13 protein-coding genes are annotated in these 22,917 nt (G+C 65.0%); 6 read left to right on the top strand and 7 right to left on the bottom strand.

Translation table 11 applies throughout. The features are described 5' to 3' along the window. Positions 1–184: 184 nt before the first annotated feature. Positions 185–1,156, bottom strand: a complete 972-nt coding sequence (locus tag AC4LFW_RS20170; protein ID WP_491821483.1) for a PstS family phosphate ABC transporter substrate-binding protein — start codon at positions 1,154–1,156, stop codon at positions 185–187. A gap of 212 nt (positions 1,157–1,368) precedes the next feature. Here AC4LFW_RS20170 and AC4LFW_RS20165 point away from each other — a divergent pair, with 212 nt between their 5' ends. Then, positions 1,369–1,770 (top strand): acyl-CoA thioesterase, encoded by a 402-nt coding sequence (locus tag AC4LFW_RS20165; protein ID WP_491821481.1) that lies wholly within the window; start codon positions 1,369–1,371, stop codon positions 1,768–1,770. Positions 1,771–1,801: 31 nt separating this feature from the next. On the opposite strand, the gene AC4LFW_RS20160 is transcribed toward AC4LFW_RS20165, so the two are convergent. Then, positions 1,802–2,983, bottom strand: coding sequence for a GGDEF domain-containing protein (locus tag AC4LFW_RS20160; protein WP_491821479.1), 1,182 nt, complete (start codon positions 2,981–2,983; stop codon positions 1,802–1,804). Between the two features lie 163 nt (positions 2,984–3,146). Between AC4LFW_RS20160 and AC4LFW_RS20155 the strand changes: the two genes are divergently transcribed. Next, positions 3,147–4,055, top strand: coding sequence for an AEC family transporter (locus AC4LFW_RS20155; RefSeq protein WP_491821477.1), 909 nt, complete (start codon positions 3,147–3,149; stop codon positions 4,053–4,055). A gap of 236 nt (positions 4,056–4,291) precedes the next feature. Here AC4LFW_RS20155 and recD read toward each other — a convergent pair whose 3' ends face one another. From recD to recC, 3 genes are all read right to left on the bottom strand, one after another. Next, positions 4,292–6,160 carry an exodeoxyribonuclease V subunit alpha gene (gene recD, locus AC4LFW_RS20150; RefSeq protein ID WP_491822209.1) on the bottom strand — a complete coding sequence of 623 codons (1,869 nt, stop codon included), beginning with the start codon at positions 6,158–6,160 and terminating at the stop codon, positions 4,292–4,294. A gap of 5 nt (positions 6,161–6,165) precedes the next feature. Beyond that, positions 6,166–9,714, bottom strand: a complete 3,549-nt coding sequence (recB, locus tag AC4LFW_RS20145) for an exodeoxyribonuclease V subunit beta (RefSeq protein ID WP_491821475.1) — start codon at positions 9,712–9,714, stop codon at positions 6,166–6,168. Positions 9,715–10,362: 648 nt separating this feature from the next. Next, positions 10,363–13,809 (bottom strand): exodeoxyribonuclease V subunit gamma, encoded by a 3,447-nt coding sequence (gene recC / locus AC4LFW_RS20140; RefSeq protein WP_491822207.1) that lies wholly within the window; start codon positions 13,807–13,809, stop codon positions 10,363–10,365. Between the two features lie 221 nt (positions 13,810–14,030). On the opposite strand from recC, the gene AC4LFW_RS20135 reads away from it, so the two are divergent. Together AC4LFW_RS20135 and AC4LFW_RS20130 are read left to right on the top strand one after the other, a co-directional pair. After that, positions 14,031–14,921, top strand: a complete 891-nt coding sequence (locus AC4LFW_RS20135) for a cache domain-containing protein (RefSeq protein WP_491821473.1) — start codon at positions 14,031–14,033, stop codon at positions 14,919–14,921. Positions 14,922–15,062: 141 nt separating this feature from the next. Further along, positions 15,063–16,754 (top strand): Na/Pi cotransporter family protein, encoded by a 1,692-nt coding sequence (locus AC4LFW_RS20130; protein ID WP_491821471.1) that lies wholly within the window; start codon positions 15,063–15,065, stop codon positions 16,752–16,754. 87 nt (positions 16,755–16,841) lie between these two features. On the opposite strand, the gene AC4LFW_RS20125 is transcribed toward AC4LFW_RS20130, so the two are convergent. Together AC4LFW_RS20125 and AC4LFW_RS20120 are read right to left on the bottom strand one after the other, a co-directional pair. Next, the gene (locus tag AC4LFW_RS20125; protein WP_491821469.1) at positions 16,842–19,394 is read right to left on the bottom strand and encodes a TRAP transporter permease; all 2,553 of its coding nucleotides are present in this window, start codon (positions 19,392–19,394) and stop codon (positions 16,842–16,844) included. 125 nt (positions 19,395–19,519) lie between these two features. Then, positions 19,520–20,485: a TAXI family TRAP transporter solute-binding subunit gene (locus tag AC4LFW_RS20120; RefSeq protein WP_491821467.1), complete on the bottom strand. Its 966-nt coding sequence runs from the start codon at positions 20,483–20,485 to the stop codon at positions 19,520–19,522. A 509-nt stretch (positions 20,486–20,994) separates the two neighbouring features. On the opposite strand from AC4LFW_RS20120, the gene AC4LFW_RS20115 reads away from it, so the two are divergent. Both AC4LFW_RS20115 and AC4LFW_RS20110 read left to right on the top strand, forming a co-directional pair. Next, complete coding sequence (locus tag AC4LFW_RS20115; protein WP_491821465.1) at positions 20,995–21,162, top strand: hypothetical protein; 168 nt, start codon at positions 20,995–20,997, stop codon at positions 21,160–21,162. A 124-nt stretch (positions 21,163–21,286) separates the two neighbouring features. After that, entirely contained in the window at positions 21,287–22,873 is a 1,587-nt protein-coding gene (locus tag AC4LFW_RS20110; RefSeq protein WP_491821463.1) for a methyl-accepting chemotaxis protein, read from the top strand. Positions 22,874–22,917: the final 44 nt, after the last annotated feature.

Genomic DNA, 22,917 nt, shown 5'->3' with positions numbered 1-22,917 from the left:
AAACTGCTGCGCCGCTCTGGCGCGAGTCGTTTCCAGGCTTGGTGGCCGGTCGGGCGCCTAATTTAATGCAGCTGTGTGACAGAAAAATTACAGCAAGGTGACGCGACGACGCCCACCAGCGCGCATGGCGTGGCGGGCGTCTGTCTCAGGCTAGCCGCGAGCGCGGCAGGCCTGGCGTCAGGTCTTAGTTCTGCAGACCCAGATCATTCAGCGTCTTGTCGACGACTTTCTTCGGCAGCGGGATGTAGCCATCCTTGACGACCACTTCCTGACCCTGCTTCGACAGCACAAGCTTCAGGAACTCGGCGTCGATCGGGCTCAGCGGCTTGTTTGGCGCCTTGTTGACGTAGACGTAGAAGAAGCGAGCCAGCGGGAACTTGCCAGCCAGTGCGTTCTCTTCGTTGGCTTCAAAGGCTTCGCCGCCCTTGGACAGGGGCACGGCGCGAACGCTGGAAGTCTTGTAGCCGATACCCGAGTAGCCAATGGCGTTCAGGGTGCTGGAGATCGACTGCACCACCGAGGCCGAACCCGGCTGCTCGTTCACGTTAGGCTTGAAGTCGCCCTTGCACAGCGCTTCTTCCTTGAAGTAGCCGTAGGTTCCGGATACCGAGTTGCGACCGAACAGCTGGATTGGCTTGCTTGCCCATTCGCCGGTCAGACCAACGTCACCCCAGGTCTTGATGTCCTGCTCGCCACCGCACAGGCGGGTGCTGGAGAAGATGGCGTCGACCTGCTCGATGTCCAGGCTCTTGATCGGGTTGTCCTTGTGGACGAACACGGCCAGGGCGTCGATGGCGACCGGTACGGCAGTCGGCTTGTAGCCGTACTTCTCTTCGAAGGCTTGGATTTCGTTGTCCTTCATCGGACGGCTCATCGGGCCGAGGTTGGCAGTGCCTTCGGTCAGCGCTGGCGGTGCAGTGGAGGAGCCAGCGGCCTGAATCTGGATGTTGACGTTCGGGTAGGCACGCTTGAAGTCTTCAGCCCACAGGGTCATCAGGTTGGCCAGGGAGTCGGAACCGACGCTGGACAGGTTGCCGGATACGCCGGAGGTCTTCTCATAGGTCGGCAGTGCTGGATCAACCGCGGCCACTGCGTTGGCAGCGCCTACACCAGCGGCAACGAAGGTCAAGGCCGCCATCAAACGATTCAGTTTCATTCCATGCTCCTAGCAGGGTGTTCAGTGTTTGGAACGGGGGCCATTGTCTGCAGGCCGTGTGAACACTCTATGAATGGAATGTGACAATCTGGTGACGGCATTGAACTTTCGGTCACCTCTGTCGCTGCCGCCTCCTACAGCCGCTATACTCGCCCGGCCCGCACTACCGCGGGCCTTTCGCGCCAGAACAACAAACGCGCCGCGAGTCGACGATGAAAGAATACGAACAGGAAGATCCGATCCCCCAGGGCGACCTGGCCTTGCAACTGACCGCTCTGCCCCGTGAAACCAATGGTTTCGGCGATATCTACGGAGGCTGGCTGGTCTCGCAAATGGATCTGGCCGGAACCGCCATGGCCAGCCGCGTCGCTGCCGGGCGCGTGGCCACGGTCTCCATCGACCGCATGGCTTTCATGGTGCCGGTGGCAGTTGGCGCGCAGCTGTCTTTCTACACCCAGACGCTGGATGTCGGTCGTAGCTCGATCCGCATGCTGGTGGAAGTCTGGAGCGATGACCCGCTGTCCAGCGAATGGCGCAAGGTCACCGAGGCGGTATTTGTCTTCGTCGCCATCGACGGCAGCGGGCGCACCCGCCCGGTCACCCCCCGCCGCTGATCGAACGATCCGGCGGCCCGGCGGCCTGGCGTCAGCCCATCACGTAGCGATTCTTGCCGGCCTGCTTGGCCTGGTACAGCGCCGCATCGGCGGCCTGGTAGAGCTGCTCGGCACTCTGGCCAGGCTGCCACAGCGCAATCCCGACACTGGTGGTCACCAAAGCGCCCTGCACCGGCGCAGGATGCGGCACGGCCCGCTCGGCCAATGCGCAGAGAATCTGTCCGGCGATGGCCTGCGCCGACCTGGCATCACAGTCGAGCAACAGCAAGGCAAACTCCTCTCCCCCCACCCGTGCCGCCAGATCCATCGGCCGCCTCGAAAACCGCCCGAGCAGCTCTCCGAATATCCGGATCAGCGCATCACCGGCCGGATGACCAAGGCTGTCGTTGTAAGCCTTGAAGTTGTCCAGATCGAGCAGTAGCAGCGCCACCGGCTGACGATCGCGGCGTGCCTGCAACAGCGTCCTCGTCAGCGCGGTGTCGAAGCTGCGGCGGTTGGCCAGCCCGGTCAATGAGTCGTGCTGCGCCACCCAGCCAAGCAGCTGGCGCACCAGGAACTGCTCACGCTGGGAATATTCGTGGATGTAGCGGCTCACTGCGCCAATGAACAGCAGCAACAGGTAGTAGCTGACGGAAATCCAGTGCACCTGCATGTCGTCTGAAGGCAGTACCACGGCGGCAATGAGGATATCGAAAAGAACGATGGCAACCGCGCTGGCCAGTGCGCGCCAGAAGGTGATACCAAGAAAGAAGAACGAGCAAACGATCAGCAATCCCGCGCCATAGCGAAACGCCAGCTCCGGCTGGACGAGCTCGTAGTGAATGTCGATGCGCGACGCGACCACGCCCACCAGTACTAGCAACAGGGGAAACAGGCGGTTGGCGATCAGCCGGACCCGTTTGTGGAAGATCGTCATGAAAAGGATCGCGATGCCGGGGACCATCTGCAGCAGGCGCAACAAGGTCAGCTCCCTCAGCCAGCCCGGGTCCGAGTGGGCGAACAGCTTTCGCTCGACATACAGGTAACCGCCGACCACCAGCAACAGCAGACAGGCACCAAGCACCTGAGCCAGACGCGCCTGATAATCCAGATAGCGGCGAAACTCGCGTTCCAGCTCAGGCGCAAAGAGCAGATGACGGAAGCCTCCGAGCAGCTGCCTGCCGTAGGGCGTATCCCGAAAATCTTCGGCAGACTGGAGTTCAAGGGTTTGCATCGACGCGGCTCGTAAACTGGCGTGACGATGATATCACTTAGACATCACACCGGTTGATTTCCCGATGAACGCGTGGCAGTGCGTGCTCCGCTGAAAGCCTGCCAGGTTGCGGCGCCCCGCGGCAGGCGCCACTATCTATCAACCTACGCTGATGGATGTATCCGTGACCGCCCTTCTGCTTGCTCTCTGGCCTCTCTTCGCCCTGATCATTGCCGGATATTTCCTGCGCCTGCGGGAATTCCCAAGCGAAGCCTTCTGGCCCGGTGCCGAGCGGATCAACTACTTCGTCCTCTTCCCAGCGCTATTGTTCAGCAGCCTCGCAACCGCACCGCTGGACAACCCAGCCCTGCCTCGTCTGGCCGCGGCGGTCATGCTGGGTCTAGGCGCGGCCTGGCTTGTTCTGCTGGCCATGAAACGAGTGCGAGGTTGGCCGGCTGCACGTTTCGGCGCGTTTGCCCAGGGCGGGCTGCGCTTCAATACATACCTTGGGCTGGCCGCAGTGGGCAGCCTGTTCGGCAAGGAGGGTCTGGCGCTGGCGGCCTTGATGCTGGCGCTCATGGTGCCCACGGTGAACGTGATGTCGGTCTGGGCGCTAACGGCCGAGCGCGGCGTCAGCCTACGTGGCTTACTGCTGCCAATCGCCAGGAATCCTTTGATCCTCGCCTGCCTGGCCGGCGCACTCGTTAACTTCTCCGGACTGGGATTGCCCGGTGGTACCGATCGGCTGCTCAGCCTGCTCGCAGCGGCGAGCCTGCCCTTGGGCTTGCTGTGTGTCGGTGCCGCATTGAAACCACGTGAGCTCGGCGGTGAAATTCCCGCGCTCGGCTGGAACAGCGCCCTGCGCCTGCTGGCGGTTCCGCTGCTCGCCTACGGCGTTGCCCGCCTGCTGCACTTGCCAGCGATGGAATCAACCATCATCGTGCTGTTCTTCGCCCTGCCCACCGCTCCCACCGCCTATGTGCTGACCCGCCAGCTCGGCGGCGACAGCCACCTCATGGCCGGCATCATCACCCTGCAGACACTGCTCGCCGCCGCCAGCCTGCCGCTGATACTGATGCTGCTAAACGGCTGAAGCCGTCGCACGGCTGCGACAAACCACACAGCCTTGCCCAGCCCCGAGTCGGCGTTAGCGCCATGCTGATCGGGCAAACGCGCATCCAGGGCGATGCCGCGTCGATCGCTAAGCAAAACGGCGAAGCCCGCCGGGTAAGCCCGGCGACAAAGGCGGCGAGCTCGGTCGGCCACGATGCAGGCGCCGTCTTGGCACGCATCAGATCAGCAGGTGTAGAACAATCCTGGGTTGTCCTGCTAGAACAGACTGAGCTGATCCCCCGGCGGCTCCGCTATTGGCCGTGGCACCGACGAATCGTGGGCGGTCGCGGCCCCGCCGGCCGGTTTCGGCGCTACGCTCAGTTGCTCGGCCAGCCCGGCCGCCCGTTCGGCACGGGTGTTTACCGCCTCGGCCAGGCGCGCCGGCAACGCCCAGATCTCGACCTTGCGCTTGGCGCGGGTGATGCCGGTGTAGAACAGCGATCGAGTCAGCAGCGGGCTGGGCTGATCGGGCAACGCCAGCAGCACTTCGGCGAATTCCGAGCCCTGGCTCTTGTGCACCGTCATGGCAAAGGCGCTGTCGTGGCTCGGCAGCCGTGCCGGCGCGAAGCCGCGGTAACCGTCGTCACCCTCGAAGAACACCCGCAGGCCCTGCTCGGTTTTCAGGCACAGGCCGATATCGCCGTTGAACAGGCCCAGCGCGTAGTCGTTCTGCCGGACCATCACCGCGCGGCCGGGATACCAGCGCTCGCGGGCCGGCACGCCGAGGCGGCGTCTAAAGCGTGCTTCCAGCGCCTCGTTGATGCCAGTGACGCCAAAGACGCCTTCGCGTTGGGCGGTCAGTGCGCGGAAGCCGTTGAAGGCTTCGAACGCAGCGGATGGATCGGCGTGCCGCGCAGCCTGCAGATAAGGTGCGTAGCCCTGTTCCAGTCGCTCGATCAGCGTCGTAGGGCTGGGTGCTGCGTTCCAGGCCAGATCCGAGCGACCTTCCCGCAGGAGCGTGACCGTGCCCCTGGCATCGCCTCCATTGATCCGCCGCGCCAGCTCCCCGATGCCGCTGTCGCCGGCAAAGCGGTGGCTGTGGGTGAGCAGCACCACGGCATCGCCCAGGCGCGATCTTGGGGTGTCCACCGCTACGTTTTGCCAGGTGATGCGTTGCAGATCGGCCGCCGCCTGGCTATCGAAGCCACGCCCTTCACAGAGTTCGGCAAATACCGCGCCGGCCTCCACGGCAGCCAGCTGATCCTTGTCGCCGAGCAGGATCAGGCGCGCCTTTGGCGGCAACGCGGCGACCAGCTTGGCCATCAGCGCCAGGTCGACCATGGACGCCTCGTCCACCACCAGCACGTCCAAGGCCAGTGGATGGGTTGCATCATGGCGTACCTTGGGGCTATCACCGCGGCTGCCGAGCAGGCGATGCAGGGTGCGCGCCTCGTCCGGTAGCGCTTCTTTAACCGCATCGCTGACCGGCAACTCTGTCTTGGCGTTGCGGATTGCCTCGGCCATGCGCGCCGCGGCTTTGCCGGTGGGTGCCGCGAGGCCAATGGCCAGGCGCTCGCCGCCGGGCTGTTCCAGCAGCGCTGCGAGTAAACGGACAACGGTAGTGGTCTTGCCGGTACCGGGACCACCGGAAATCACCGCCAGGCGCCGGCGTACCGCCTGGGCGGCGGCCAGGCGTTGCCAGTCGGGGCTTTGCTGGTTGAAGGCGAACAGCCGCGCCAGACTGTTGGCGAGCCGCGCTTCGTCCACCTCGGGCGCATCGCCGGCACGGGCCAGCAGCTGTTCGGCCAGCTGCTGCTCGTAGGCTTGGTAACGGGCCAGGTAGAGCCGGTTGCCGACCAGGGTCAGCGGCGCGTAGTCGCCTGGCGCACCGACCAGCGAGGAGGCTTCGAGCTGAGCGCGCCAGACGGACAGAGCCGGCACGCTGAGATCGACCTCGGGCCAGGGCCGCCTGCCGGCCTGTCGCTCCAGCGGCAGACAGACATCGCCGGCCGACAGCGCCTCGCAGCACAGCGCCGCCGCGACCAGAACCGGCTCGGACACATCTGGCTCGAGCCGTTGCAGGCTGGCCATGAAAGCACGCTCCAGCGGGCCGAAGGGTAGCTTTGCGAGCTCCACTAGATCCATGTGCATCACCGTCCCTCCTCGAACAGTCGATCCAGCGCATCGAGCAGCGCATCGTCCGGCCGCGCGAAGTAGACGCCGGCCTCAGGCATGCCACGCAGGAACAGGTAGAAGGCGCCACCCAGGTGCTCGTCGCGAAAATCCACCAGGCGCTGACGCAGGAAGCGGCGCAGCGCCACCAGGTAGATCAGGTATTGCAGGTAGTAGTGCTCGCCCGCCAGCGCCTGCAGCAGCCGCTCGCCGCCGTAGTAGCTGGCATCCGGGCCGAGCCAGTTGGATTTGTAGTCGGCGATGTACCAGCGGCCGTCGTGCTCGAAGGTCAGGTCGATGAATCCCTTCAGAAAGCCCTTGAGGCTGTCGAATTCCAGCCGCGCTGCCGCCTCGCGCAGGGGCGCGGCGAGACCGTTGGCCGGGTCGGTTAACAAACCGCGCAGGCGCGTTACATCCAGGTCCCGCACAGGAAAGGTGAAGCCCAGTTCCGGCAGGCGTCTGGCCGATTGCAACGCAGCGAGGGTCAGGCCGGCGCCATCCATATCTGTGTCGAGCACCTTTTGCAGATGCGCCGTAGCGATGTCCTTCCACTCCAGCGGCAAGCCATAGGCCTGCAATGCCGGCTCGACCAGCTCTGGCAAGGCATCTTTGCCACGCGCCCAGTCCTCGAGAATGGCATGCAGGCAGGTACCGGCCCGAGCACCGCGTGGGAAGGCGAAGAAGCCGCTGCCCGGCTCGCCGGCATCGGGCATCGCCAGGGCGTCGCGGTCCGGCGCTTCCATGTGCATGCCGGCGGCCAGCCCGGAGAAGCTGCCGATGCGCCAGGCGCTGTAGAGGCTGCGGTTGAGCTGCGCCAGCTGCTCGGGCGGCGCTGCGCGGCTGCTGCCCTGGGTGCTGGCCTCACGCGACTCGAGCGGCAGGCAGGCCATGCGCCCGTCGCTCGCGGCGACCAGCCGCTCGATGGCCAGACGCAGGCTACCGCCGTTAAGGTCGCTCAGATGATTGCCCAGTTCGCTCAACGGCTTCTCACCCGGCAGCTCACGACCGTGCAGCAGCCAGGCGAGGGCGCTGCTGTGCAGACCTTCGTCGGCGAGTGTGCCGTCCTTCTTTGGCTTGCACAGGCACACCGGCCCCCAGTGCAGCCAGAGCCGGTCGCGCGCACGGGTCAGGGCGACATAGGCCAGGCGCAGCTGTTCGGCGAACGCTTCCTGGCGCGCGCGCTCAAGGTTTGCTTCGAGGTTGTCACTCCCCAGGTCCAGCAGCGGCTGGCCATCGGCATCGTGGCAACGGGCGCTGTCGGGATTCTTGCCGAGCAGCTTGCCGTCCCAAAGAAACGGGCAGAACACCAGCGGGTATTCCAGCCCCTTGCTGGTGTGGATGGTGACGATCTGCACGCGCTCGGCATCGCTTTCCAGACGCAGCAGGGCTTCCTCACCAGCGCCTTCGCTGCCGCGCTGCAGGTTGAACCAGGCGAGCAGCGGTTCCAGCCCCGGCCGCAGCAGGCTTTCGGCCTGCAGCAATTCGCCCAGGTGTAGGAGGTTGGTCAGCCGCCGCTCACCATCCACTCGCGCCAGCAGGCGTTCGGCCACCGCCTGTTCGTCGAGCCAGGCACGAAACACACGCATGAAGCCCTGCTGCTGCCAGAGCTGGTGATAGCGCTCGGCGGCCTCGCGCTCGGCGTCCCACTGCTGCTGGTCGTCCTGACAACGCGCCAGATCGGCAGCACTGCGCCCCAACAGGCGCGTGGCCAGCGCATAGCGCAGCAAGCCCTCACGGCCGGGCTCGGCGTAGGCGGCCAGCACGGCGGCCAGCTCGGTGGCTTCCTCGCTGCGCCAGACGCTATCGCGACCGCGCCGCACGCTGGGCACGCCGCGCGCGGATAATTCATCGGCAATCATCCCGGCCTGACGATGGTTAGCCACCAGCACGGCGATATCGCCCCCTTTCAAAGGGGTGAACACGCCGTTCTGGTCGAAACCGGCGCGGCCCTCGGCGGCACCGGCCAGTTGCAGCGCGATGCGCCGTGCGGTGTCGCTCGCTGCCAGCTGCGCGGCCTCGCCCTTGCCCAGCGGATCATCGCCCAGCCAGACCAACGACAGCGGCGCAGCGTTGTCCTCCTCCACGAGGCGAAGGCTGGCGCGCGGTTTGTCGGCTGCGCCCACTGGCGGATAACGCAGGTCCCGCTGAGCGAAGGGCTGCGGATGGTCGAACAATTGATTCAGCGCGGCGATCAGCTCGGGCGTGGAACGGTAGTTGGTGGGCAGGTTGAAGGGCTCGCGATCGGCCTGCTGCTTGGCCGTCATATAGGTTGCCAGGTCAGCGCCGCGGAAGGCGTAGATCGCCTGCTTGGGATCGCCGACGAAGCACAGCGAGGCATCACGACCCTTGGCATAAATGCGGTCGAAGATGGCGTACTGGATCGGGTCGGTGTCCTGGAACTCGTCGATCAGCGCCAGCGGATAGGTGGCGCGCAGCGAGGCCGCCAGGTCCTCACCGACCGGCCCCTGCAGCGCCTGATCCAGACGATTGAGCAGGTCATCGAACGCCAGCAGGCGCTGCGCTGCCTTGCGTTCGGGCAGCTCGCGGTTGAGCCGCTCCAGCAGCGCGACCTGCAGGGCAATCAGCCGCTGCTCGCCGGCCGGCAGCGCCTCGGCAACCCGGTCGGCGAGCGCGTCCAGCGCATGGGCCAGTTCGCAGACGGGCGCGTCATGTCCCTTCTTGCAGGCCTTGGTCAGGGCGCGTACACCAAACTTCGCGGCGCCGTCGGGTAAATCGAACATAACCGCCGGGTCGGCGAAGTAGGCGTCCAGTTCGGCCTGCCAGGGCGCGAACTTGATGCTCTTGTGGGTGCTCTGGCTGAGCCCGCCATGGGCCAGCAGCTCGGCGACCCAGGCGGGGCCCGCTTGCTTCCACAAATCAGCGGCGCGCTGCCAGGCGGCCTCGACCGGGCGCAGATCGGCCGCAACCGGTGCACCCTGCGGCTCGACCCGCAGATAGGGCTTGCCCAGATGACTGCGCAGCCGTTGGCGCAACCACACCGGCGTGATTCGACTTTTGGCGAGAAAGCGCGCCCAGGCCGGGTCGGCGTCGGCCAGCTCGCTGCGCCAGGCGTCGGCGAGCAGCGCGTCGATGATCTCGCGGTCATCGGCGGTCAGCTCGCTGTCGAAATCACCGCCGGCCTCGAAAGCCGCGTCCTGCAGGGCGCGCTGGCAGAAGCCGTGGATGGTGAAGATCGCCGCCTCGTCGAAACCATGTACCGCCAGCAACAGGCGGCGGCGCGAGGCTTCGTCCGGGTAGCGGGCATGCAGGCGATTGAGGAAGCCATCATCGCTCGGCGTGCCGTCATAGACAGCCAAGAGATCGGCCAGCCGCGCGCGAATGCGCTCGCGCAGCTCGGCGGTGGCCGCGGTGGTGTAGGTGACCACGAGGATCTGCCCCACTGACAGCTGCCGCTCCAGCAACAAGCGGGCATAGAGAGCAGTGAGCGTCCAGGTCTTGCCGGTGCCGGCGCTGGCCTCGATCAGCGAGCGGCCGTCGAAGGGCGAGTCGAGAAGGTCGAGTTTCATGGCTTGATCCTCCGAGCCAAAGCCGACTTTGCAGTGCTGGCCGCACCCTCGGGTTGCGCCCCGCTGGGCGCCTTACTTTTCTTTGCCCGCGCAAAGAAAAGTAAGCAAAAGAAAGCGCGCCCCAACATCCAGGTCTGGCCGCTGCGCGGCCAGACTTCCCTCGCTCCGGCGCTGCTCCGGGGGCACGTCATGACGGGGCGTCCCTGCCCCGTCATTCCTCGCTCGGCATCCATGCCTCGCGTCCCCCTACACAACGCCTGCGCTCGGCCTCCTGAAGGGGATTCATGCGGGGCCTGACAGTGCGTGCCGGTGATGCCAACACCGGAGACACGGATGTCGAAATAAGCTGGCGCCGCGGACCGGGGCCCCTCAGGAGGCCGAGTGGAATCGCTGCGCAGGCGGTCGAGCGGCATGGATGCCGCGAGAGCAGCGATGGGCCAGGGATGGCCCTTCGCTGCGTGCCGCCGGAGCAGGGATGGAGCGAGGGAACCCCGGCGCAGCCGGGGCCGGATGCGGGGTGTGCTTTCTCTTTGGTTACTTTCTCTTTGCACCGGGCGACGATCCGCAAGCAAAGAGAAAGTGACTCGCCCGTCAGGGGCGAAACCTTGACCGTCGAACAGGCACGACACCAAGTGCAGGCACAATGCTTCAAACGTCATCGCTCTGCTCCTCTCCATCCGCCAACGCATCCAGCCCCGGGCCGATCAGCTGTTCGGCCAGGGTTTCGAAACGCTCGTCCAGCGGATCTCGGTCACGAAAGGCGAGCCTGTTCCAGGGGTCTTCGGTCTCGGCGGCAATGGGGCTGAACTCGGCGCCGAGCCAGGCTTCGCGGGCGCGCTTGCGGGCGCAGTCCAGCGGCTCGCTGCCGCGGCTCGGCTTGCGGTAGCCGCGGGCGAACGCCTGGCTGCTGCGCGGCAACAGCGGCAGCGGCTCGCGGATCGCGCTGCGGTAGGCCACCAGCCAGGGCTCCAGCAGCTCGGCGGCATTGGTCAGCGGCGCCAGCTGCCAGTCACCGGCCGGCGACAGCATCAGACTGTGGCGTTCGATGCCGGGCGTGGCGGACAGGTTGAGCAGCAGATGACGCAGCCAGAACGGCGGCAGGTCCCATTCGCCAAGTTTGCCGAGCTTCCAGCCGAACAGTCCGGCCGGGGTGACGCCGTCAAGCCAGCCATGCACGCGCACGCCGGCCAGGGTGACATCCACCGGCAGCGGTTCGGGCACCGCGTCCGGGCGCCGCTCGAACAGCCGCGGCGCGAAGGCACGCACCGGCCCGCGCAGCTTGCCCCACAGTGCCTGGCCCAGTTCGCCGGTGGGCAGCCAACCCGCTGCACAGGCCATGCGGCGCTCGTCCTCGTCACTCCAGCCCTGCTCCATCGCTTGCAGCGACAGGCGCCGCAGGCCGTTCCAGGCCGGCATTTCCAGATCGAAGGGCTCATCGCTGGCGAGCGATTCCTGGTCGTAGGCCAGGCGCAGGCCAAGGCGCTGTTCGAGCAAAAAGCGCGCCGGATGGCGGAAACACTGCAACAGCTGCAACGGCTCGATGGTCAGCCAGGCCTCATCCGGCTCGGCGAGCAGGCTGGCGAAGGGTTGCGCCTGCGCCTGTGGTGGCTCGGCCAGGCGCTGGGCGGCGCGGAACCAGGGCAGCGAATAGCCGGCACAGGGCGCCTCGCCGAAATTACGCGGAGAGAACGGCTGCAGCGGATGCGCGATAAGGATCTTTTCGCTGGCCTTCGGTGCTTTCGGTTGCGAGGCATTGGTGCTGGCAGGCTCACGGCAGATCGCGGTCATATCGACGGCCTCGAGCACCTCGCTGAGCAACACCGAGGGCGGCAGCACGGCGTTGTCGCGCGGGTCGCGGCCGACATAGGACAGGTACAGCGCCTGGCGCGCCGAGAGCAGCGTCTCCAGCAGCAGGTAGCGGTCGTCGAGGCGCCGCGCCCGGTCGCCACGGCGCGGATGCCGGCCGATCAAATCGAAGCCCGACGGCGGCGTGCGCCGCGGGAAGGCGCCATCGTCCAGGCCGAGCAGACAGACCACGCGGAACGGCAGGCTGCGCATCGGCACCATGGTGCAGAAGGTCACCGCACCGGTGAGAAAGCCCGAGGCGCCGCCGCCCTGCTGCAACGCGGCGCTGAGCTGCTGGTGCACCAGTTCCAGCTCGATGGGCCGGGTGAGGTCGGCGGCCTGGGCCTGATCGCGCAGCGCCGCGCAGGCCTGGGACAGGAGCAGCAAGGTGTCGCCGGCTTCGCGCTCGTCGAATAGGGTGTCGATCAGGACCTGCAGGTCATCCGCCCACTCGGCCAAAGGGCGCGGGCGGGCCAGTTGATCGGCCAGGCTGCCGAGCCGTTCGACGAAGTCCACCAACCGCCCAAGCAGCTGCCCGCGCGCGCCTTCCAGCGCATCCAGCGGCCAGTGCTCGCCCAGCAACGGCGCGTTGTATCCGGCCAGTTGCGGCGGTGCGGCGAAGCCCAGCAGCAGGCGGTCCAGTCCCTGGCGCCAGGTGAAGGCTGATTCATCGGGCAAGCCCAGGCGAACACGCTGGCTGCCGTCACGCCCCCAGCGCACGCCGGCTTCGCGCAGCCAGTCGCGCAGCAGCGGCAGGTCCTCGCTTTCGATCCCGGCGCGACGGGCGATGGCCGGCTGTTCCAGCCAGGCGAGGATTTCCTCGGCGGCGAAACGGCTCTGCGCCAGCATCAGCAATTCAAGGAAGGCCTCGATCAGCGGCACCTCGGCGCGCAGGCTGCGGTCGGCGAGGCTGTACGGAATCCGCGGGCTGCCCTCGCGCGGGGCGAACACCGCTTCGATAAAGGGCGCGTAGCGCTCGATGTCCGGCGTCAGCACCACCACTTGATCCGGGCTCAGCGAGGGATTGCCGGCGAATCGCGCCAGCAGCTGGTCGTGAAGAATCTCCACCTCGCGCAGCGGCGAGTGGGCGATATGCACTTCCAGCGAGCGGTCGTCCTCGGCCAGGGTGATGCGCTCCTCTGGCTGGCGGGTGCGCAGGCGCAGGATGTCGTTCTGCAAGGCGTGCAGCAGGCTGTCGTCGTGCAGGTCTTCGTCTTCGGAATACAGGCCGAATTCCTGACTGCCTTCGCTGGCGGTCAGGCTGAACAGCGAGTCGAAAAAGTCGCGACCCTGCTTACCGAGACTCGCCAGCAGCGGATGGCCGACATCCAGATACCAGTCATCGGCGCCGGACGGCTGGGGAGCTACTGCGCTCGAGGAGGCTTCGTTAAAACCCAGCTCGGGATGCTCATGTACGGCCTGTACACTCCGCTCCCTCGCCGGGTTTTGCCTCGCCTGCTCTTCGCTCGCGACGCTCCCCAGCCGCCCGGAAGAAGGAAGCTGCCGTGCCAGCTCGCGGATATCGCGAATCTCGCCCCAGGCCTCGCGGCTCGGGTTGAGTGCGCAGACGACTACATCGATATGCCGCGCCAGGCCGTCGAGCACGCGCAGGTGGTGCGGCGGCAGGCTGCTGATGCCGAACACCAAGAGGCGCTCGGGCAGATTGGGTAGTGGCTCGTCACTGTAGAGCCGCTGCAGGAGGTCGCCGAGTAGCCGGGCGCGGTGCGGGTGACCGTCCTTGGTCAGCTCGCGCCAGAGCAGCGCCTGCCAGGCTTCGTCCGGGCCGAGATCGAGGGTTTCGCCACGCTCCCAGGCCGCCAGCCAGTCGTCGCGATAGAGGAGGTACTGGTCGAAGACGTCTGCGATCTTCGCCGCCAGTGACAGCCGACGGCGCTCGTCGCCCCCGTCCAGGTACTGCGCCAGGCGCGGCGCGAGCTCGAGATTGGCCGGCTCGCATAGCCAGCCGTACAGCCGCCAGGTCAGGGTGGTCGGGGAGAAGGCCGATTGCTCCGGCAGGCTGCCCAGCACGGCGCGGCTCAGGTCCCAGACGAACTTGGCCGGCAGCTGCATCTCCAGCTGCATGGCGATGCCCTGCTTGCGCGCCAGTTCGAGAGTCAGCCAGCGGCCCATGCCCTGGCTCGGCACCACCACCAGCGCCGGGGCAAAGGGGTCGCTGAGTGGCTGGGCAAGCAGGCGCGTGGCCAGTTCGCCAAGGGTTTCGAGGTCAGGGGCGTGGTAGAGGCTGAGCATGAGGGCGGCTTCGACTGGATCAGCGGCCAAGGGTAGCAAGTTCCGGCCGGGCAGCGGGCAGAGTCGCGGATAGCCGTGCGGCGTTTTTTCCTACTCCTTTCGCAGGAACTCAACGGTTCTTGTGATCAATATCAATTCCCCCACCGGCCATAGGATATTCCATGACAGGCAGTCCCATGCACCTCTGCAGCCTGTCGCCTGCCTCAGGCTAGGAGCAACCGATGAAATTGAACAACCGCAACCTGCTGGTCCTTTCGTTAGGTGCGGCGCTATGTGCCTGCCCGCTGGCATATGCCGCCACCGATGGCGCCCAGGCCAAAGGCTCGGTCGAGCGCAGCCATGCGCGCCAGGCCAGCGCCCTGCTCGATCGCGCCGCCGCACATCTTCAGAAAAACGGGCCGGAGCAGGCCCTGGCAGCTTTCAACGATCCCAATGGCGGTTTCGTGGATGGCCAGCACTATGTGTTCGTTCTGGATACGGACGGCACCATGCTTGCGAGCAACGGTGCGTCGCGCGCGCTGGTCGGGCTCAACGTGATGGACCTCAAGGATGCCGCCGGCAAGCCCTTCATCCGCCAGATCGTCGAGGGTGCCAGCAGCGCTGACAGCGGCCAGGTGGACTACCACTGGCTGAACCCGGCCGACAACAAGGTCGAGAACAAGACCAGCCTGTACCGCAAGGTGGGCGATAAGATCCTGGCGGTGGGCTACTACATACCACGCTCGTCCGCCGAGCACGCGCAAAAGATGCTCGATGAAGCCGTGGCGCTGATGAAGCGGTCGGGTGGCGAAACCGCATTCAAGGCCTTCAACGACCCCCAGGGCGGCTTCGTGATGAATGACGAGTATGTGTTCGTTATCGGCCTGGAGGACGGCCAGTACCGCGCCAGCGGCGCTTCTCCAAACCTGGTGGGTGTCGATGTTCGCGAAATCACCGATGCCGCCGGTACGCCGCTGTTCAAGCAGATGATCGAACTGGCCAAGAACAAGGACAGCGGAACCGTCGACTATGTCTGGCGCAATCCGGCGACCAATGCGGTGGAGAAAAAGCACTCACTGATCCGTCGGGTCGACGACGTGCTGCTAGGCGTGGGCTACTACTCGCCCAACTGATGCAAGCGCAGCGGTTCATGACAATTTCGTGAACGGGCGGTTGCCGACCATGGTCAACCGGATATAACCCATAGCTGACCTCTCGCCTTTGGGAAGACTGGCTGTGCCTGTTGATCATCCTGTCGCCGGAGACCCTGCCCGATGTTGACGCTGTTGCATCTGCTGTCCTCCATCGCGCTGCTGGTCTGGGGTACGCATATCGTGCGTACCGGGATCATGCGGGTCTACGGCTCGCACCTGCGCAGGTTGCTCGGCCACAGCATGGCCAACGCGCCCATGGCCTTCACGGCTGGAATCGGCGTCACCGCGCTGGTGCAGAGCAGCAACGCCACGGCCCTACTGGCCATCTCGTTCGTGGCTCAGGGCTTGATGGCGCTGCCGACCGCCCTGGCGATCATGCTTGGCGCGGACGTCGGCACTGCATTGATGGCCCGCGTGCTGACCCTGGACCTGTCATGGCTGTCCCCGCTGTTCACTCTGGTCGGGGTCAGCCTGTTCCTCTCGCGCAAACAGACCCGTGCCGGTCAGCTCGGTCGCGTGCTGATCGGCCTTGGCCTGATCATTCTGGCGCTGCAGCTGATTGTTGCCGCTGCCGAACCCATCACCGAAGCGCGCGGCATGCGTGTGCTGTTCTCCTCTCTGGCCGGCGATACCCTGCTGGCCGTGGTAGTCGGCGCGCTGTTCGCGGTGCTGTCGTATTCCAGCCTCGCCGCCGTTCTGCTCACCGCAACGCTGGCCAGTGCCGGGCTGATCAGCCTGCCGGTGGCGCTGGGTGTAGTCATAGGTGCGAACCTCGGGAGCGGTGTGCTGGCCTGGCTCAATGCGACGCCACAGCCGGTGCCGGCCCGTCGAGTAGCGCTGGGCAATCTGCTGTACAAGCTCGCCGGCCTTGTAGTGCTGCCGTTCCTGCCGATGACGGTGGAATGGATGGCAACGCTCGGCTTCAGTGCGCAAACCCAGGTCATCGCCTTCCACCTGGCGTACAACTCGCTACGTTGCCTGGTGCTACTGCCAACGGTCGGCCTGATGGCCAGGCTCTGCGAGCGGGTACTGACGGAGCGGCCTCTGGATAACGGCATTGCGCAGCCGCGCCATCTCGACCCCACTGCGCTGGACACCCCCTCGCTGGCCCTGGCCAACGCCACACGCGAGACGCTGCGCATCGGCGATCTGGTGGAAACCATGCTGGCACACCTGCTCGAAGCCCTGCGTGAAGACCGTCCGGAGCCAGGCGAGGACATCCGCCGCCTGGACGACGATGTCGACGCGCTCTACAGCGGCGTCAAGCTCTACCTGGCGCGGATGCCACGCGAGGACCTGGCCGAACAGGAAAGCCGGCGCTGGGCCGAAATCATCGAATTGGCAATCAACCTGGAGCAGGCCGGCGACATCATTGAGCACATGCTGGGCAAGGTGCAGAACCTCAAAATTTCCAAGCGGCGCTCGTTTTCCGACAGTGGGCTGGACGAGCTTGGTCAGCTGCACAGCCTCCTCAGCGCCAACCTGAGCCTGGGCCTGTCGGTGTTTCTCTCCGGTGATTCCCACAGTGCGCGCCAGCTGCTGCAGCAGAAGCGTCAGTTCCGCAAGCGTGAGCGCGAACTGGCCCACGCCCATGTCCATCGGCTGCACCAGCAGGTGGTGGAAAGCATCGAGACCAGCGCCGCCCATCTGGAGCTGATTGCAGACATGAAGCGGCTCAACTCGTTGTTCTGCAGCGCGGCGTATCCGGCATTGGAGGGTTCCGGCAGCGGAAAGCCGCGCGTCTCGGGCGAAAGCCAGGCAGTGCGTGAAACGCGGGTCGAGCAGCAGCTGCCGCCGGGCAAGCCGGCCTGATCCACACGAGCCTGATGGCCGGTGCGGGCAAGAAAAACCCCGGCGATGCAGAGCATGGCCGGGGTTGAAGTCAGCGTCGAGAACGGATCAGTCCCGCTGCCGACGCCGCTGCATCCACACCACCAGTCCGAACAGCAACATAGCGGGCAGCCACATCCACTCCTTGGCCCAGCGGTCGGTGGGTGCGCGCACCGCCAGAATCTCCTGATCGAACTGCAATCCGAGCTCGGCGGCAGGGCTGCCGAAGGTCACGCTGTCGATCAGCACCTTGCCGTCTTCCTCATAGGTCATCACGCCCAGCTTCTCCAGCTTTTCCTCGCCGGTCTCGCCGTTCGGGATGGCGATCAGCAGGCTGAACTCACGCATGTCACCCACGGCGTCTTCACCCCGGATGCGCAGGCGCAGCTGACTGTCTTCCTCAACTGCATCCAGCGCCTGGACCAACTGCGTAGGCGGAATGTCACGGTAGGGGTCATGCACGATGTCCATCCAGAAGCCCGGACGGAACAGCGTGAAGGCGATCAACAGCAGCAGCACGTTTTCGTACCAGCGGCTGCGCACCAGGAAGTAGCCCTGGGTACCGGCTGCGAAGATCAGCATGGCCAGTGTCGCGATGACGAAGATCACCATTCCGTGCCAGAACGACACATCGATCAGCAACAGGTCGGTGTTGAAGATGAACAGGAATGGCAGCGCGGCAGTACGCAGGCTGTAGTAGAAGGCCACCACACCCGTCTTGATCGGGTCACCCTTGGACACGGCAGCCGCGGCGAATGAGGCCAGCCCCACCGGCGGCGTCACGTCAGCCATGATGCCGAAGTAGAAGACGAACAGGTGCACCGCGATCAGCGGCACGATCAACCCGCTCTGCGCCCCCAGGGCCACCACAACCGGCGCCAGCAGGCTCGATACCACGATGTAGTTGGCGGTGGTGGGAAGCCCCATGCCGAGGATCAGACTGAGGAAAGCCGTGAGCAGCAGCATCAGCAGCAAATTGCCCATGGACAGCAGCTCGACCAGATCGGCCAGCACCAGGCCAACCCCGGTTTGCGATACCGCGCCCACAATGATTCCGGCCGCCGCCGTGGCGATGCCGATACCGATCATGTTGCGCGCGCCGGCAATCAGGCCTTCGCGCAAGTCGATCACGCCATCCATGAAGCTGCCGTGCTGGTGGGCGCCGTCACGACGCATCCAGCTCAGCAGTGGACGCTGGGTCAACAGGATGATGACCAGCATCACCGAGCCCCAGAAGGCAGACAATCCGGGAGACAGGCGTTCGACCATCAGGCACCAGACCAGCACCACCACCGGCAGCAGGAAATGCAGCCCGGAGAGCAATACAGGGCGGGTCTGGGGAAGTTTTTCCAGCGGCGCGTCGGGGTCTTCGGCCGGCAGCGGCGGGTTGCTTGCGGCGATCTTCAACAGCCCCAGGTAGACCACCGTCAACAGTGCCCCAACCACCCATATCGCCGCATCACCCAGGGCAGGCTTGAGCCAGCCCAGTCCGTAGTAGACCGTCAGAGACAGACCGGAAATCAGCGCGGCACCAAAGGCAAAGCCGATCAGCCGCTGCATCCACGGCTTGGCCACGTTGGCCCGCGGCAATGCTGTGAGGCCGAGCTTGAGCGACTCCAGATGAACGATGTAGACCAGCGCGATATAGGAGATCAGCGCCGGCAGAAAGGCGTGTTTGATGACTTCCACATAGGGAATGCCGACATATTCCACCATCAGGAAGGCCGCCGCGCCCATGACGGGCGGCATGATCTGGCCGTTGACCGAGGAGGCGACTTCAACCGCACCGGCCTTTTCGGCAGTGAACCCTGTGCGCTTCATCATCGGGATGGTGAAGGTACCGGTGGTGACGACGTTGGCGATGGACGAGCCGGAGATCAGGCCGGTCATCCCGGAGGCGACCACCGCAGCCTTGGCCGGGCCGCCACGGAAATGGCCGAGCATGCTGAAGGCCAGCTGAATGAAATAGTGACCGGCACCGGCGCGTTCGAGCAGCGCACCGAATAGCACGAACAGAAATACGAAACTGGTGGAGACACCCAGAGCGATACCAAACACGCCCTCGGTGGTGATCCACTGGTGGTTGGCCAGTGCGGTGAAACTCACGCCACGGTGAGCCAGCAGGCCCGGCATATAGGGACCGGCCAGGCTGTAGCCCAGAAATACCAGCGCAATCACGGCGAGAGCCGGGCCAAGCGCACGGCGGGTGGCTTCGAGCAGCAGTGGAATACCGATGCAGGCCGTCACCAGGTCCAGGGTGGTGAGATTGCCCGGCCTCTGTGCCAGCTGCTCATAGGCGATGAACAGGTAGCCTGCGCTCGCGGCAGCAATCAAACCGAGCGCGATGTCCATCAGCGGCACCCGATCACGCGGGGAGCGCTTGAAGGCCGGGTAGACCAGGAAAGCCAGGAGCAAGGCGAACGCCAGGTGGATCGAACGCGCCTCGGTGTTGTTAAACACACCGACGCGCAGCATGAAGGGCAACGGCGAGGCGATCCACAGCTGGAACAGTGACCAGAGCAGTGCCAGCCCGGCGATCAGCTTGGCCATCGAACCGGCAGGCGTGCGCGCACCGACGTCCTTGGCGATCAGCTCTTCAGTGGAAAGTTGGTTGTCTTGCATGGAATGAGGCCTGTTTTTTCAGGGAACGGAAACCGCGAAAACCCGCGGCACAGGGCACGCGGGTTTTCAGGCGAAAGCCGCGGACGGATAACCGTCCACAACGATGCAGCGAGCCGTGAGGACCGTTACATCCAGCCCCGTTCCTTGTAGTAACGCACGGCACCTTCGTGCAACGGCGCAGACAGACCGACCTTGATCATGTCTTCGGGCTTCAGGTCCTTGAACGCAGGGTGCAGTCGCTGGAAACGTTCGATGTTCTCGAACACCGACTTGACCAGCTTGTAGACCACTTCGTCGTCGACCTTGGAGGTGGTAGAGAGCACCGCCTTGCCGCCGATGGACTGGGTGGCGCTGTCGTTGCCCTTGTACATGCCACCCGGGATTTCAGCCTTGGTGTAGTAGCTCTTCTCGGACAGCAGCTTGTCGATTTCCGGGCCGGTGATTGGAACCAGAACGGCGTCGACGGTGGTGGTGGCTTCCTGAATCGCGCCATTGGGATGACCGACGAAGTAGGTCATGGCATCGATATTGTTGTCGCCCAGGGCGCTGGCCTGCTCGGCCGGCTTCAGTTCGGCTGCGAGCGCGAAGGCCGACTTGTCCCAGCCCTTCTCGTTCATGATTTCTTCGAGGGTATCGCGCTGACCGGAACCGGGGTTGCCGATATTGACGCGCTTGCCTTTGAGATCATCCAGGCTCTTGATGTTGGCGTCGCGGCGCGCCAGCACGGTGAAGACCTCGCTCTGCAGCGAGAAGACGGCACGGATGTCGTCCATGGCGCCTTCATTCTTGAACGGCTCCAGGCCTTCCATCGCCTTGTACTGGTGGTCCGACTGCATGATGCCGAAGTTGAATTCGCCGCTGCGCAGGCCGTTGACGTTCGCCACGCCGCCGCCACTGGCTGGCGCGTTGCACTTCAGGTCCTCGGCGTTACGGTTGACGAAGCGGCAGATCGACTGGCCGGCGACGTAATAAACGCCGGTCTGGCCACCGGTGCCGATGGTGACGAATTGTTCCTGCGCCTGAGCCACAGCGCTCAGACCGCTTCCCGCCAACGCGGCGGAAAATATCCATGCCAAGGATTTGCCTTTCATGGATTCACTCCTTATTGGTTGTTTTGGAATTGCCCCGCAGGCCTCGTGAGCCGGGCGGGAAGTCTGGAGTCTAGCAGGGTGACGGCAAATGCGAACTTTGCCCGGTCGTCATTAGCAGCATCTGCCATCCGTATCGCCACCGCGCCCAACCGCGGCAGGCATCGCTATGGACCCGCAGCATGGCAAGCGGTTCGCCTGGTGACCGATGGGTCAGATCCGGAAATGGTCCGCCCTCATGACGCCTGAGCGGCTAAATCGCACGGATCGGCCAGGATGATTGGGCAGCCAAAGAGCAGGGTTGTTCTGTCCAGCAGACGAAGGCAAAATGCCATCGTTTCGCTTTGGCGAGAACAGCTTTACCGCTCAGGACGCAAGGGCCTGATAGCTAAGGCGCCCCTGATGAGCATCCATTGAGGATGGCTCGTCACGGGCGCCTTTTTTATCGCCTGCGTTTTCTATAGAACCGCCCGGTCATGGAAAGACCCATGAACAGATAAGACAGAACAACAATGCTCACCGAAGACAGACTGCGCACTGCCCTTGAGGACACCATTGACGTGCTGGAGCGGACCCGTCGCTCGTTCAAATCACGGGAACTGGGGCAGTTGCGCCGGCACCTGATCGAGCTACTGGAGCAACTCGACGTCACCGAGCCCGGCGAGCGGGAGAACGACTGATCTGCACCTGTGCGTCGTCAAGCAACATGCTGACTCATAACGAAATGCCGCCGGCCCTCAAGATCGCCGAAGCGGCATCGCCACTGCCTCGCGTTACCGATCCCCAACATGGAAGACCTGCCACATGCGAGCGAATCTACCCGTCACTGGTAACGAGGTTGCGGTCAGCGAAACCGCCAACATCCTGTCGACAACCGACCTCAACGGTGACATCACCTATGCCAACCGTGACTTCATCGACATTGCCGGCTTCAGCGAGGCCGAACTGATTGGCGAGCATCACAACGTCGTCCGCCATCCGGACATGCCACCGGCGGCGTTTGCCGACCTGTGGGAAAAGCTGCGCTCAGGCCGCTCCTGGATGGGGCTGGTGAAGAACCGCTGCAAGAACGGTGATCACTATTGGGTCAGTGCCTATGCCACGCCGGTCAGCCGTGACGGAAGGGTTGTGGAATACCAGTCGGTGCGGGTGAAGCCCCGCGCCGAACAGATACAGGCGGCCGAAGCCCTTTACCACGAGCTGCGCCAGGGCGCTGTGCCAAGAGCGCTGCGCCGCCGGCCGCTGGGCACGCGCAGCAGGGTCAGCCTGAATGCGGCGCTCGGCGCCCTGGTTGCAGGCGCGCTGGGTGCCTGGCTTGGCGACGCACCGACAGCGGTGGCGATACTCGAACCCCTGCTCGGGGCGGTGGGCGCTGGTGCCTTGGCGGCCATACCCGTGGCCGCGCTGAAAAACATCGTGGGGGAAGCCCGACGGGTCGGAGAAAATCCGCTCAGCCAGCTGGTGTATACCGGCCGTAACGACGAGCTGGGGGAGATTGCCTTCTCCATGAAGATGCTGGAAGCCGAAGCAGGCGCGATGGTCGGTCGCATCGCCGACTCGAGCCAGCGCTTGAGCCTCCATGCGCAGGAGCTGTCCGGCGCCATGCAGAGCAGCACCCTCAGCGCCTCCAACCAGCAGCAGGATACCGATCAGGTCGCAACGGCGATCCAGCAGATGGTCGCCAGCATCCAGGAAGTCGCGGTGAGCGCACAGCGCACCGCAGACGTCGCGGCCCGGGCCGACGTAGAGGCCGAAAGCGGGCAGCAGATCGTCGGCCTGACGGGCCCCAGCATCACCCGCCTGGCCGCCGACATCCAGCAGGCCACCAACGTGATCCTGGACGTGGAAACCCGCAGCCAGGAAATCAGCCGGGTCCTCGACGTGATCACTGGAATCGCAGAGCAGACCAACCTGCTGGCTCTCAACGCAGCCATCGAGGCTGCGAGGGCCGGCGATCAGGGCCGTGGTTTCGCCGTCGTTGCCGATGAGGTCCGCGGGCTGGCGTCACGCACGTCGGTCGCTACCGCCGAAATCCACACCATGATCACCACGTTGCAGGCCGGCTCGCAGCAAGCGGTAGAGGCCATGCAGCGGAGTCGCGAACAGGCGCAGCACAGCGTCAGCCGCGCAGCTGAAGCCGAACAATCCCTGCAGGCCATACACAGCCGGGTCAATGAAATCAGCGAAATGAGCGCGCGCATTGCCGTTGCCGTGGAGCAGCAAAGCGCCGCCAGCGAGGAAATCAGCCGAAACATCGCCAGCATTCGCAGCGGCGCTGAAAACAACCTGACGATCGGCCTGCAGAGCCAGCAAAGCGCAAAGGACGTGGCCGTGCTTGCCGATAGCATGCAGGCGCAGGTTCAGCAGTTCTGGTCCCGGCGACGGTCCTGAGCCGCCGAAGGGCGCTCGAATAACCGCAGGTCAGTGCGAATCGA

It is taken from the genome of Stutzerimonas sp. C6.4V, from assembly GCF_058536345.1.
This window is presented reverse-complemented; position numbering and strand designations above follow the sequence as displayed.

What these genes read in the sequence shown, in the direction of transcription:
- AC4LFW_RS20165 (WP_491821481.1), top strand. Translation starts at nt 1,369, where the DNA reads ATGAAAGAATACGAACAGGAAGATCCGATCCCCCAGGGCGACCTGGCC.
- AC4LFW_RS20115 (WP_491821465.1), top strand. Translation starts at nt 20,995, where the DNA reads ATGCTCACCGAAGACAGACTGCGCACTGCCCTTGAGGACACCATTGAC.
- AC4LFW_RS20135 (WP_491821473.1), top strand. Translation starts at nt 14,031, where the DNA reads ATGAAATTGAACAACCGCAACCTGCTGGTCCTTTCGTTAGGTGCGGCG.
- recB (WP_491821475.1), bottom strand. Translation starts at nt 9,714, where the DNA reads ATGAAACTCGACCTTCTCGACTCGCCCTTCGACGGCCGCTCGCTGATC.
- AC4LFW_RS20170 (WP_491821483.1), bottom strand. Translation starts at nt 1,156, where the DNA reads ATGAAACTGAATCGTTTGATGGCGGCCTTGACCTTCGTTGCCGCTGGT.
- AC4LFW_RS20130 (WP_491821471.1), top strand. Translation starts at nt 15,063, where the DNA reads ATGTTGACGCTGTTGCATCTGCTGTCCTCCATCGCGCTGCTGGTCTGG.
- recD (WP_491822209.1), bottom strand. Translation starts at nt 6,160, where the DNA reads ATGGATCTAGTGGAGCTCGCAAAGCTACCCTTCGGCCCGCTGGAGCGT.
- AC4LFW_RS20125 (WP_491821469.1), bottom strand. Translation starts at nt 19,394, where the DNA reads ATGCAAGACAACCAACTTTCCACTGAAGAGCTGATCGCCAAGGACGTC.
- AC4LFW_RS20120 (WP_491821467.1), bottom strand. Translation starts at nt 20,485, where the DNA reads ATGAAAGGCAAATCCTTGGCATGGATATTTTCCGCCGCGTTGGCGGGA.
- recC (WP_491822207.1), bottom strand. Translation starts at nt 13,809, where the DNA reads ATGCTCAGCCTCTACCACGCCCCTGACCTCGAAACCCTTGGCGAACTG.
- AC4LFW_RS20160 (WP_491821479.1), bottom strand. Translation starts at nt 2,983, where the DNA reads ATGCAAACCCTTGAACTCCAGTCTGCCGAAGATTTTCGGGATACGCCC.
- AC4LFW_RS20110 (WP_491821463.1), top strand. Translation starts at nt 21,287, where the DNA reads ATGCGAGCGAATCTACCCGTCACTGGTAACGAGGTTGCGGTCAGCGAA.